Below are 12,739 nucleotides of genomic sequence, written 5' to 3'. Positions count from 1 at the left end.
GCGCACGCGGCGGAAGCAGCCAGCCCAAGGCCCGCGGGGAAACCCGCGGGCCTTTTTCTTGTCCATTCCGGCGGGGAATACCTGCACGGGGATAATTTCATTGGTGGGGCATGCCTGCCCGAACCTATGCTCGGGCGACGCGGGTCCCCGACGCGCACGCAGCTCCCGGACCCGCAGGCCGATATCCCCACGCCGGCCTTGCGCAGACAACCCGAACGGACGGCGCCACCGTCCATGCTTGACCACACGTGTCCTGGGAGGGAACGCAATGTCCAAGCATTCTTCGCGCAACCGGCGGTCGCGGTCGCCCGCCCGCGCCGCGTCCGCCCGCAGCCTGCTGGCCCTTGGCGTGGCACTGTCGCTGTCCGGCCCCGTGTCCGCGCAGCAGGCGGGGGAGGAGGCGGTGGAACTGGACGCGGTCCGGGTCACCGGCATACGCGGCTCGGTCTACCGGGCCCAGGACATCAAGCGCGACGCCGACACCTTCGTCGATTCGGTCACCGCGCTGGACATCGGCGCGCTGCCGGACCGCAGCGTCACCGAGACCCTGTCGCGCATCCCCGGCGTGACCATCGACCACTTCCTCTCGGTGGGCGACCCGGAGCATTTCTCCGCCGAGGGCGGCGGGGTGGCGGTGCGCGGCCTGACCCAGGTGCGCTCGGAGCTCAACGGCCGCGACAGCTTCTCCGCCTCCGGCGGGCGCAACCTCAGCTTCCAGGACGTGCCCTCCGAGCTGATGGGCGGGGTGGACGTGTACAAGAACCAGACCGCGGCGATGATCGAGGGCGGCCTGGGAGGCACGGTCGACCTGCGCACCCGCCTGCCGTTCGACCAGGACGGCCGCAAGGTCAGCGCGTCGCTGAGCGTGAACTACGGCGACTTCGTCGAGGAATACAAACCGTCCGGCTCGTTGCTGTACAGCAACCGCTGGCAGACCTCGGCCGGCGAGTTCGGCCTGCTGGTGGACGTGGCGCGCTCGGAGCTGGCGACCCGCACCGACGGCCTGTTCGTGCGCCCGTTCTTCGCCAATGCCAACACCGACCTGGACGGCGACGGCGGCAACGAGCTGCTGTGGCTGCCGCGCGGGGCGGACTGGCGCACCCTGGATTACGAACGCCAGCGCGACGGCGCCTACGTGGCCCTGCAATGGCGCCCGGACGCCGGCATCGAGGTCACCGGCACCGCGTTCCAGAGCAAGTACGACGAGCTCTGGTACGAGGACGCGATCTTCGTTTCCAACGATCCGCTGCAGGTCGTGCTCGATGCCAGCCAGCCGTACGCCCTGGACGGCAACGTCTTCCGCTCCGGCCGCCTGACCCAGGCCGGCGGCGTGCCGATGGGCACCGACATCCGCGCCTCGCACCGCAAGTCCAGGACCACCGACCTGTCGCTGGGGCTGGACTGGCAGCTCAGCGACCGCACCCGGTTCGCCACCGACTTGCAGTACATCAAGGCCGATACGCGCGCCCTGGATTCCACCGTGGCCCTGGGAGTTAACGTTCCCTGGATCGACGTCGGCCTCGGCGGCGTGCCCCGGATCGGCATCGATGCCGGGTTCACCACGGACCCGGCCAACTACTACTGGGGCTTCACCATGGAGGACCTGGTGGACAACGTGGCCGAGGAGGTGGCGTGGCGCGCCGACCTCGACCACGCCTTCGCCGGCGCGGGCTTCCTCAAGGGCTTCCGCACCGGCGTGCGCACCACCCAGCGCAAGGCCACCAACATCGACACCGGCTACAACTGGCAGCCGGTGTTCCAGACCTGGATGAGCTGGTGGGCGCTGCCGTCCGACCAGATGCCGGGCCTGGACCTCAACGACAAGATCAATTCCAGCCTGGTCAACCTCAACACCTTCCGGAACTTCTACCGCGGCGGCGCCAACACCCCGGGTGCGTTCCATGCCCCGGTGCTGGGCACGGCCCTGGGCTACCCGGCGAGCTACAAGGACATCCACGACGCGGCGACCCCGTACTACAGCTGCTGCTACGGCGGCTTCGAGGAGCGCGAGGTCGGCGGCGAGTACACCAACAGGCAGAAGGAAGACACCTACGCGGCGTACTTCATGCTGGAGTTCGGCCTGGACAGCGCGCTGCTGGACGGCAACATCGGCGTGCGCGTGGTCCGCACCGAGAACACCGCCGACGGCTTCCTGGTGTACCCGGACGTGCCGTACGCGCCGTACCTGGGCGCGGGCGAGGTCGAGCCGATCGCCGCGCGCAACGCCTATACCGACGTGCTGCCGAGCCTCAACCTGCGCTGGGAGCCGGTGGACAACCTGATCTTGCGCTTCGCCACGTCCAGGGCGATCGCCCGCCCGGACTTCGGCGACATGCAGGCCTACCAGGTGCTGACCGTGGGCACCCGCGATGGCGTGACCGAGCCGGAGCAGGGCACCCTGCCGATCGGCGACCTCGAGCTGTCCGGCAGTTCCTACGACAACCCGTACCTGGACCCGATGCGGGCCAACCAGTTCGACCTGTCGGCCGAGTGGTACTTCGATCCGGACCGCGGCGGCATGGCCTGGATCAACCTGTTCCACAAGGACGTCAAGGACTACTTCCGGCGCCAGACCCGGCTGGAGTCCTATCCCGGGCGCGACGGCAACCAGTACGAGTACCTGGTCACCCGTCCGGTCAACGTGGGCACCGCACGCATCCAGGGCGCCGAACTGGGCTGGAACCAGTTCTTCGACTTCCTGCCCGGTCCGCTCGGTGGCCTGGGCATGTCCGCCAACTACACGTACATCAAGAGCTCGACGAAGGTGCCGGTGGATTCGGATACCCAGCCGGTGGATACCGATGGCACCGGCTTCGCCGACCTGCCGGCCGACGGCCTGTCGAAGAACTCCTACAACGTCGCCGTGTTCTACGAGCGCGGCCCGTGGCAGGTGCGCTTCGCCTACAACTGGCGCAGCGAGTACCTGCTGTCGATCGGGCCCAACGGCTACAACGGCGAGGACGGCGGCATCCCGTGGAAGCTGCCGGTTTTCAGCGACGACTTCGGCCAGCTCGACGGCTCGGTCTTCTACCGCATCAACGACCACGTGCAGCTGGGCCTGGAGATGAACAACCTCAACAACGCCGAGCAGCGGACCATCATGAAACAGAACGGCGCCGGGGACCGGGTGACGTCCTGGTACGTCAACGACCGCCGCTACGCGGCCACCCTGCGGGTCAACTTCTGATGCCCGTGTCGTGCCCGTGCCTGCACCGGGCCACGTCGCGCGGCGTGGATCTTGCGCAGTGCAGCACATGATCCTGGCGGCAAAGAGGCGCGGGTGAGGGGAAGGAACGGTATCGTTCGGCCCACGAGGACCCGGCGGGGAGCGGACCTGCGACCCGCCCGGGACCACGTGCGCCCGCCTTGCGGCGGAGCGCGAACCCATGGCTGCGCCTGCCGGGCGAGCGGCAGGCGCGAGGCGAACTGACGGAGAAACTGCAGCAATGACACCACGGATCGTGCCTGCCATCCTGGCCTGGATCGCCCTGTCGCCGGCCGCGTTCGCGGCGCAGGGCGGCGCCCTGGAACTGCCCCTGGTCTTCTCCGACGGCGTGGTGCTGCAGCGCGACCGCCCGCTGCCGGTCTGGGGCCAGGCGCGCCCGGGCTGCGAGGTGCGGGTCGAGCTTGATGGCCAGCGCGCCAGTGCCACCGCCGGCGCCGACGGGCGCTGGGAGGCGACCCTGCCGGCGCATGCCGCCGGCGGCCCGTACGTGCTGGCGGTCGAGGCCTGTGGCGAGCGCCGCAGGATCGCCGACGTGCTGCTGGGCGAGGTGTGGCTGGCCTCGGGGCAGTCGAACATGGAGTGGCCGGTGGCGCAGGCCCTGCATGGCGGGGAAGACATCGCCGGCGCCGGCGATCCGCAGCTGCGCCACTTCAAGGTGCCGCGGTCCTGGGCGGAAACGCCGCGTGGCCAGCTGGAGGGCGGGCAGTGGCAGGCGGCCGCTCCGGAGACGGTGGGCGCGTTCTCCGCGGTCGGCTATGCCTTTGCCCGCGAACTGCGCCGCACCCTGCAGGTGCCGGTCGGCATCATCGACAGTACCTGGGGTGGCAGTTCGATCGAGGCCTGGATGAGCGCCGGCATGCTGGGCCTGGATACCGCCGGGCTGGAAGCGAAGCTGCGCGAACGCCGCGCCGCCGAGGCCCGTGCGGAAGAAGCGGTGCGCCAGCGCGTGGCCACGTGGGAGCCGGTCGACCCGGCTTCGGAGGCCTTCGCCGCCGACGCGCTCGACACCCGCGACTGGCAGCCCATCCAGGTGCCTGCGGCGTGGGAAACGCAGGGCTACGACGGCATGAACGGCGTGGCCTGGTACCGCACCACGTTCGAGCTCAGCGAGGCCGAGGCGGCCGCCGGCATCGTCCTGGGCGTGGGCCAGATCGACGACACCGACACCACCTGGGTCAACGGCCACCTGGTCGGCAGCACGGCCAATGCCTACAACAAGCCGCGTGTCTACCAGGTCCCGGCGGGAGTGTTGCGTGCCGGCCGCAACACGCTGGCGGTGCGGGTGCAGGACGACGGTGGTGGCGGCGGCATCATGGGTGCGCCGGCGGAGATCTTCGTGCAGCCGCAGGGTGGCGCGCCGCGCGCGCTGGGCGGGCCGTGGCTGTTCCGCACCGCGCAGGTGAGCGTGTCGATGCTCGACGACAAGAACCAGGTCGATACCGTGCTGTACAACGCCATGCTGCATCCGCTGCAGCCCTACGCGCTGGCCGGGGTGATCTGGTACCAGGGCGAGACCAATGCCAGCCCGGAGGGTGCCTACCGCTACCGCGACCAGTTCCGCGGCCTGATCGAGGGCTGGCGCGCAGGCTTCCGCACGCCGCAGCTGCCGTTCCTGTGGGTGCAGCTGGCGCCGTTCCACTCCGGCGGCGACCGGCTCGACGCGCGGGGGCGGGTGCTTGAAAGCCCCTGGGCCACGCTGCGCGAATCGCAGTCGGCGACCCTGGCGCTGCCGGCCACCGGGCAGGCGGTGATCACCGATGTCGGCGACACCCACGACATCCACCCGCGCGACAAGCGCACCGTCGGCCAGCGCCTGGCACGGATCGCCCTGCACAAGGTGTACGGCGACCGGGACATCGCCTGGACCGGGCCGGTGTACCGCAGCGCCGAGGTGCGCGGGCGCGAGCTGGTGCTGCATTTCGACCATGCCGACGGCGCCCTGGCCGCGCGCGGCGGCGCGCTAGGGGGATTCGAACTGGCCGGCGCCGACGGCCGCTTCCATCCGGCGCAGGCGCGGATCGAGGGCGATACCGTGGTGCTCCGCGCCAGCGCGGTGTCCCGCCCGGTGAGCGCGCGCTACGGCTGGAGCGACGATCCGCAGGAGGCCAGCCTGGTCGGTCGCGACGGCCTGCCGGCTTCGCCGTTCCGTACCGCGGAGTGGTGAGGACGATGCGGCGCCGCGGACCGGACAGGCGGGACCCGGTGCGCGCCCGCGCGGCTGGCCTGGTGCTGCCGCTGCTGGGCGTGGCGCTGGCCATGCTGCTGGCCGCCTGTGGCAACCGTGGGGCAGGGGATGCCGCGGACGGTGCGGGCGCCGACGGCGAGCGGCCGGTCGCGCGCGGACAGGCCGCCGAAGCGCCGATCCCGCGGATCGTGACCCGCGACGGCCGCCACGCCCTGCTGGTGGACGGCAAGCCGTTCCTGGTCCTCGGCGCGCAGGTGAACAACTCCAGCAACTGGCCACAGGCGCTGGAGGACGTGTGGCCTGCGATCGAACTGGTGAAGCCGAACACGGTGATGGTGCCGGTGGCCTGGGAGCAGGTCGAGCCGGAGGAGGGGCGCTTCGACTTCTCCTGGGTCGACACCCTGCTGGCGCAGGCGCGCGAACACGACGTGCGCCTGGTCCTGCTGTGGTTCGCCACCTGGAAGAACAACGCGCCGCACTACGCCCCGGCGTGGGTGAAGCTGGACAACGGGCGTTTCCCGCGCGTGGTCACCGCCGACGGACGCACGCTCGACTCGCTGTCGCCGCACGGCCGGGAAACCCTGGAGGCCGACCGCAAGGCCTTCGTGCAGCTGATGCGCCACCTGAAGGCCAACGATCCGCAGCGCACGGTGATCATGGTCCAGCCGCAGAACGAGCCGGGCACCTACGGCGGCGTGCGCGACTTCTCGCCGCTGGCGCAGCAGGCGTTCGAGGGCCCGGTGCCGCAGGCGCTGCTGGAGAAGCTGGGCAGGCCGCCGGGCACCTGGCGCGAGGTCTTCGGTGCCGACGCCGACGAGTTCTTCCACGCCTGGCACATCGCCCGCTTCATCGACCAGGTGGCCGAGGCGGGCAAGGCCGAGTACCCGCTACCGATGTACATCAATGCCGCGCTGCGCGGGCCGTTCAACCCCGGCCAGCCGGGCCAGTACGCCAGCGGCGGCCCCACCGACAACGTGCTGGACGTTTACAAGGCCGCCGCGCCGCACATCGACCTGCTGGCGCCGGACATCTACATGCCCGAGTACCTGCACTACACCACGGTGCTGGACCGCTACGCGCGCCCGGACAACCCGCTGTTCGTGGCCGAGACCGGCAACCGCCCCGAGTACGCGCGCTACTTCTTCGCCGCGCTGGGCCGCCAGGCCATCGGCTGGTCGCCGTTCGGCATCGACTTCTCGAAGTATTCCAACTACCCGCTGGGCGCGAAGGTGGTCGATGCGCAGGCGCTGGAGCCGTTCGCGCTCAACTACCGGCTGGTCGGCCCGGCCGCGGACGTGATCGCCCAGGCCAGCTTCGACGGCCGGGTGCACGGAACCGCCGAGCAGCCGGGCGTACCGGTGCAGACGCTGGAGATCGATGGGCGCTGGAAGGCGGTGGTCACCTACGGCGTGCCGCAGTTCTGGTTCCAGGGCGAACCACCGGGCAATCCCGAGCCTGTAGGCGCGGCGCTGGTGGTGCAGCTGGGGCCGGACGAGTTCCTGGTCACCGGCATCCACGCGCGCGTGAACCTGGTGGCGACCGACCCGGCAGTGGCCGATCGCCAGATCTACCAATACGTGGACGAGGGCACCTACGTCGATGGCCAGTGGAAGTTCCGCCGCCGCTGGAACGGCGACCAGACCGACTACGGCCTCAATTTTTCCGACGCCACCCAGCTGCTGCGGGTAAAGCTGGCGACCTACTGAGTGCAATGCAATGCCGGCGCCGTCCCCGGGTGCCGCAAAGGGAGAGGAACGAAGATGATGCAGAACAACAGGTCCATGCATGCCCGGCGTGCGCTGCTGGCCATGTCCGTGGTGGCCGCGCTTGTGCCGATGCAGGCGCTGGCGCAGAGCGTGGAGCGCCAGGCTGACGGCGTGATCGTGCGTCCGGCCGATACGCAGGCCGCCGACGTGCGCCTGCAGCTGGTGTCCGACCGCATCGTGCGCGTCAGCGCCGACGTGGACGGCGATTTCCAGCGCAGTCCCAGCCTGATGCGCGCCGAAGCGCCCTCGGCGCCGCCGGCGTTCGAGGTCGAGCAGGAAGAGGGCAGGGTACGGGTCAAGGCGTCCGGCATTGCCGCCGAGGTTTCCCTGGGCGATGGCAGCGTCAGCTTCTTCGATGCCAACGGCAAGCCGCTGCTGGCCGAGCGCCCCGGCGCGCGCGAGTTCCAGCCGGCCACGTTCGACGGCCGCGACTACTACAGCGTGCGCCAGCGCTTCCAGTCGCCGCAGGACGAAGCGCTGTACGGCACTGGCCTGCACCAGCAGGGCTGGATGAACCTCAAGGGCCGCGACGTCGAGCTGCTCCAGCACAACATCGACAAGGCCATCCCTTACCTGGTCTCCACCCGCAACTACGGCATCCTCTGGGACAACAACTCCATCACCCGCTACGGCGATCCGAAGGGCCTGCGCCCGCTGCAGGAGTCGCTGCGGGTGTACGACGCCAAGGGCCGGCCGGGCGGCTTCACCGCGACCTACTCGATCGACGGCAAGGTCCGGGTGCAGCGCCGAGAGGCGGAGATCAACTACCAGTACATCAAGGACCTGGCCGCGTTCCCGGAGCAGGCGAAGAACAAGGCCGAGGGCGGCCGCACCCTGGTGACCTGGGAGGGCGCGATCGAGGCGTCCAGCGGTGGGCGCCACACCTTCTCCATGTACAACAGCGAGTACGTGAAGGTGTACGTGGACGGCAAGCTGGTGGTCGACCGCTGGCGCCAGAACTGGAACCCGTGGCACCACGAGTTCGCCCTGGAGCTGGAGCCGGGGCGCCGCTATCCGGTGCGGGTCGAGTGGGACACCATCGACCCGGCCTACATCGCCCTGCTGCACCGCGACCCGCGGCCGGCCGGGGAGGCCTCCGACCTGTCGATCTGGTCCGAGGCCGGGCAGATGATCGACTACTACGTGGTCGCGGGCAGCAACACCGACGAGCTGATCGCAGGCTACCGCTGGCTGACCGGCAAGGCGGTGATCCTGCCGAAGTGGGCCTACGGCTTCTGGCAGAGCCGCGAGCGCTACAAGACCCAGGCCGAGCTGACCGGCGTGCTGGACGAGTACCGCCGCCGCGGGCTGCCGATCGACGCCATCGTGCTCGACTGGTCGTACTGGCCGGAGGACGCCTGGGGTTCGCACGACTTCGACCCGGCCAACTTCCCCGACCCGGAAGGCATGGTCCGCCACGTCCACGACCAGCACGCGCAGATCATGATCTCGGTGTGGCCGAAGTTCTACCCGACCACCGAGCACTACAAGGAGCTGGACGCGGCCGGCTTCATGTACCGCCGCAACGTCGAGGTCGGCGAACTGGACTGGATCGGCAAGGGCTACCTCAACTCGTTCTACGACCCCTTCTCCAGGCAGGCGCAGGGCATCTTCTGGCGCCAGGTCAATGCCAAGCTCAACAGCAAGGGCTTCGACGCCTGGTGGCTGGACGCCACCGAGCCGGACCTGCACAGCAACATCGACGTCGGCGAGCGCAAGGCGCGCACCATGCCCAATGCCCTGGGCTCGTCGACCGAGTACTTCAACGCCTATCCGCTGCCGCACTCGGAGGGCGTGTACCGCGGTTCGCGCCAGGTCGATCCCGACAGGCGCGTGTTCATCCTCTCGCGCGCGTTCTTCGCCGGCCAGCAGCGCGCCGCCGCCGCCTTCTGGAGCGGCGACATCGTCCCGCGCTGGGACGACCTGCGCGAGCAGATCTCCGGCCTGGTCAACGCATCCATGGCCGGCGCGCCCAACGTGTCGATGGACATCGGCGGGTTCTCGCCCGAGCGCCGCTACGAGCGCAAGGACCCGGCGCACCTGGACGAGTGGCGCGAGCAGAACCTGCGCTGGTTCCAGTTCGGCGCCTTCGTGCCGGTGTTCCGCCTGCACGGCCAGTTCCCGTACCGCGAGATCTGGGAGCTCGCGCCGGAAGGCACGCCGCACTACGACAGCTTCGTGCACTACCTGAAGCTGCGCTACACCCTGCTGCCGTACATCTACACGCTGGCGGCGGATACCTGGCACCGCGACGGCACCATCCTCCGGGCACTGGCCATGGACTTCCCGCACGACCCGGAGGTGCGCGACATCGCCGACCAGTACCTGTTCGGCCCGGCCTTCCTGGTCGCCCCGGTCACCCGTTACAAGGCACGCGAGCGCCAGGTGTACCTGCCCGCGGGAACCAGCTGGATCGACTTCCACACCGGCCAGCGCCATGCCGGCGGGCAGCAGGTCGCCGCCGCGGCGCCGCTGGAGCGCAGCCCGCTGTTCGTGCGCGCCGGCTCGATCGTGCCGCGCACCGTGGTCCAGCAGTACGTGGACGAGAAGCCCGGCGCGCCGCTGCTCATCGAGGTCTACACCGGCGCCGACGGCAGCTTCTCGCTGTACGAGGACGACGGCCGCGACTATGGCTACGAGCGCGGCGAGTTCGCGCGCATCCCGCTGCGCTGGGATGAGGCGAAGGGCGAGCTGCTGATTGGCGCGCGCCAGGGCGGCTACCCGGGCATGGTCGCCGCGCGCGAGATCCGGGTGCGCTGGATCGACGGCCCGCGCACCGATGCCGGCGCGCTGGAACCGGAGGCGGACGCCAGCGTGCACTACACCGGCAAGCCGATCACGCTGCGTCGTCCGCGCAGCTGAAGCGCTGCCGCGCGCCGGCCGGCCCGGCACGCGGCAGCATCGCCGGACCAGCAGGGGAGCAGCGAACCGATGAGCCTGACCCGCCGCGAACTGATCAAGGCCACCGCGGCCGCGCTGGCGGCCGGTGCCGCGCCGGCGGCACTGGCGGCGCCGGGCGGCGGCACGGCCCCGGCATCGCGCGGCGCGGGGGCGGCGGATGCGGGCAGCTTGCCGGCGCCGGAGCGTCCGCTGCGCCTGTGGTACCCGCGGCCGGCCACGCGCTGGGTCGAGGCCCTGCCGCTGGGCAATGGCCGCCTCGGGGCAATGGTGTGGGGCGGGGGGCGCTCGGAGCGGCTGCAGCTCAACGAGGACACGCTCTACGCCGGCCAGCCCTATGACCCGGTGCCGGAGAGCGCGCTGCAGGCATTGCCGGAAGTGCGGCGCCTGCTGTTTGCCGGCCGCTACGCCGAGGCCGAGGCCCTGGCCGACGCGACCATGATGGGCCGGCCGCGCAAGCAGATGCCGTACCAGCCGCTGGGCGACCTGCGCCTGGATTTCCCCGAGATCTCCGACCTGGACGACTACCGGCGCGAGCTGGACCTGGACCGCGCCCTGGCCACCACCACCTTCGGTTCCGGCTGGCAGCTGCAGCACACCCGCCAGGCCTTCGTTTCCGCGGCGGACCAGTGCCTGGCCGTGCGCCTGGCCACCAGCCAGCCGGGTCGGGTGCGGGTGCGCATCGGCCTGGACAGCGACCACGCCGAGGCCGAAGCGGTGCATGACGGCGGCGACGGCCTGCTGCTGCGCGGGCGCAATGGCGACGCCTTCGGCATCGAGGGTGGCCTGCGCTTCGCTGCGCGGCTGAAGGTGCTGGCCAGCGGCGGCAGGTTGCGCTGGCGTGGCGAGCGCATCGAGGTCGACGGGGCCGACGAGGTGGTGCTGTTGCTGGCGGCCGCCACCAGCTTCCGCCGCTACGACGACATTGGTGGCGACCCGGAGGCGATCACCCGCGCGCAGCTCGATGCGGCGGCGCGCAAGCCGTGGGATGCATTGCTGGCCGCGCACGAGGCCGGGCACCAGCGCCTGTTCCGGCGCGTGGCCATCGACCTGGGGCGCAGCGCAGGGGAGCTGGCGGCACTGCCCACCGACGAGCGCGTGGCCCGCTTCGCCGAGGACAACGACCCGGAACTGGCGGCGCTGTACCACCAGTTCGGCCGCTACCTGCTGATCTGCAGCTCGCGCCCGGGCACCCAGCCGGCCAACCTGCAGGGCATCTGGAACGACCTGCTCGCCCCGCCGTGGGAGAGCAAGTACACGATCAACATCAACACCCAGATGAACTACTGGCCGGCCGAGGCCAACGCGCTGCCGGAATGCGTGGAGCCGCTGCAGCGCATGGTCGCCGAGCTGGCGCAGACCGGCGCGGACGTGGCCCGGCGCATGTACGGCGCGCCGGGCTGGGTGGCGCACCACAACACCGACCTGTGGCGCCAGGCCGCACCGATCGACGGCGCGCAGTGGGGGCTGTGGCCGTTGGGCGGGGCCTGGCTGCTGCAGCACCTGTGGGACCGCTGGGACTACGGCCGCGAGCCGGGCTACCTGGAGCAGGTATGGCCGCTGTTCCGCGGCGCGGCCGAGTTCTTCGCCGCGACCCTGGTGGAGGACCCGCGGACCGGAGCGATGGTCACCGCGCCCTCGCTGTCGCCGGAGAATCCGCATCCGCATGGCGCCAGCCTGTGCGCCGGCCCGTCCATGGACGCGCAGATCCTGCGCGACCTGTTCGACCGCTGCATCGCCATCGCCGGGATGCTGGGCGTGGACGCCGACCTGGCCGCGCGCCTGGCGCACCTGCGCGAACGCCTGCCGCCGCACCGCATCGGCAAGGCGGGGCAGCTGCAGGAATGGCAGGAGGACTGGGACATGGAAGCGCCGGAGCCGGACCACCGCCACGTCTCCCACCTCTACGCCCTGCATCCGTCCAGCCAGGTCAACGTGCGCGATACCCCGGCGCTGGCGGCCGCGGCGCGGCGTTCGCTGGAGCTGCGCGGCGACGAGGCCACCGGCTGGGGCATCGGCTGGCGCCTGAACCTTTGGGCGCGGCTGCGCGACGCCGAGCGCGCGTACAAGGTGCTGGGCATGCTGCTCAGTCCCGCGCGCACCTATCCCAACCTGTTCGACGCGCACCCGCCGTTCCAGATCGACGGCAACTTCGGCGGCACGGCCGGCATCACCGAGATGCTGCTGCAGAGCTGGGGCGGGACGGTTTTCCTGCTACCGGCGCTGCCACGGGCCTGGCCACGCGGTAGAGTGTCCGGCCTGCGCGTCCGCGGCGCGGCCGAGGTCGCGCTGGAATGGGACGCGGGCCGGTTGCGCAAGGCCAGGCTCCAGGCCCATCGTGGCGGCCGCTTCCGGCTCGAATACCGGGGGCAGCCGCTGGAACTGGAGTTGCAGCCGGGTGAGGCGGCGGAGGTGGGGCCCGGGGGCGCACGGCTGGTGCGCCTGGGCTGAGCCTCGCGACAAACCACACGCCGGGCTTTGCCCGGCGCCCAGCACTTACTGGAGGGACCGCGGATGGCGGGCATTGGCAACACGGCACCTGGCGCGGCGCAAGCCGAGGCCGGCAACGAGAACACCTTCTTCATCATCCTGATCAGCCTGGTGGCCACCATCGGTGGCTTCCTGTTCGGCTACGACAGCGGCGTGATCAACGGCACGGTCGAT

At 70.8% G+C, this 12,739-nt stretch carries 5 protein-coding genes and 1 pseudogene; all 6 read left to right on the top strand.

Features of this window, described 5'->3' with window-relative positions:
• Positions 1 to 268: 268 nt before the first annotated feature.
• Positions 269 to 3,187 (top strand): TonB-dependent receptor, encoded by a 2,919-nt coding sequence (locus tag EIM48_RS00030; protein WP_125108310.1) that lies wholly within the window; start codon positions 269 to 271, stop codon positions 3,185 to 3,187.
• A 259-nt stretch (positions 3,188 to 3,446) separates the two neighbouring features.
• The gene (locus EIM48_RS00025; RefSeq protein ID WP_125110841.1) at positions 3,447 to 5,390 is read left to right on the top strand and encodes a sialate O-acetylesterase; all 1,944 of its coding nucleotides are present in this window, start codon (positions 3,447 to 3,449) and stop codon (positions 5,388 to 5,390) included.
• A 92-nt stretch (positions 5,391 to 5,482) separates the two neighbouring features.
• On the top strand, positions 5,483 to 7,117 hold the full coding sequence (locus tag EIM48_RS00020; RefSeq protein ID WP_233581635.1) for a DUF5597 domain-containing protein: 1,635 nt from the start codon (positions 5,483 to 5,485) through the stop codon (positions 7,115 to 7,117).
• Positions 7,118 to 7,171: 54 nt separating this feature from the next.
• A complete protein-coding gene (locus EIM48_RS00015; RefSeq protein WP_125110839.1) occupies positions 7,172 to 10,039 on the top strand; it encodes a TIM-barrel domain-containing protein in 2,868 nt (955 codons plus the stop codon).
• Positions 10,040 to 10,108: 69 nt separating this feature from the next.
• Positions 10,109 to 12,526, top strand: coding sequence for a glycoside hydrolase family 95 protein (locus EIM48_RS00010; RefSeq protein WP_125110838.1), 2,418 nt, complete (start codon positions 10,109 to 10,111; stop codon positions 12,524 to 12,526).
• 63 nt (positions 12,527 to 12,589) lie between these two features.
• Positions 12,590 to 12,739, top strand: a pseudogene (locus EIM48_RS00005) (MFS transporter); the annotation flags it as partial.

Source organism: Pseudoxanthomonas sp. SGNA-20, assembly GCF_003931635.1.
In the GTDB taxonomy this organism is placed as follows: Bacteria; Pseudomonadota; Gammaproteobacteria; order Xanthomonadales; family Xanthomonadaceae; genus Pseudoxanthomonas.
Note: the sequence above shows the minus strand (reverse complement) of the source record. Positions and strands in the feature narration are given on the sequence as shown.

What these genes read in the sequence shown, in the direction of transcription:
- EIM48_RS00020 (WP_233581635.1), top strand. Translation starts at nt 5,483, where the DNA reads ATGCTGCTGGCCGCCTGTGGCAACCGTGGGGCAGGGGATGCCGCGGAC.
- EIM48_RS00030 (WP_125108310.1), top strand. Translation starts at nt 269, where the DNA reads ATGTCCAAGCATTCTTCGCGCAACCGGCGGTCGCGGTCGCCCGCCCGC.
- EIM48_RS00015 (WP_125110839.1), top strand. Translation starts at nt 7,172, where the DNA reads ATGATGCAGAACAACAGGTCCATGCATGCCCGGCGTGCGCTGCTGGCC.
- EIM48_RS00010 (WP_125110838.1), top strand. Translation starts at nt 10,109, where the DNA reads ATGAGCCTGACCCGCCGCGAACTGATCAAGGCCACCGCGGCCGCGCTG.
- EIM48_RS00025 (WP_125110841.1), top strand. Translation starts at nt 3,447, where the DNA reads ATGACACCACGGATCGTGCCTGCCATCCTGGCCTGGATCGCCCTGTCG.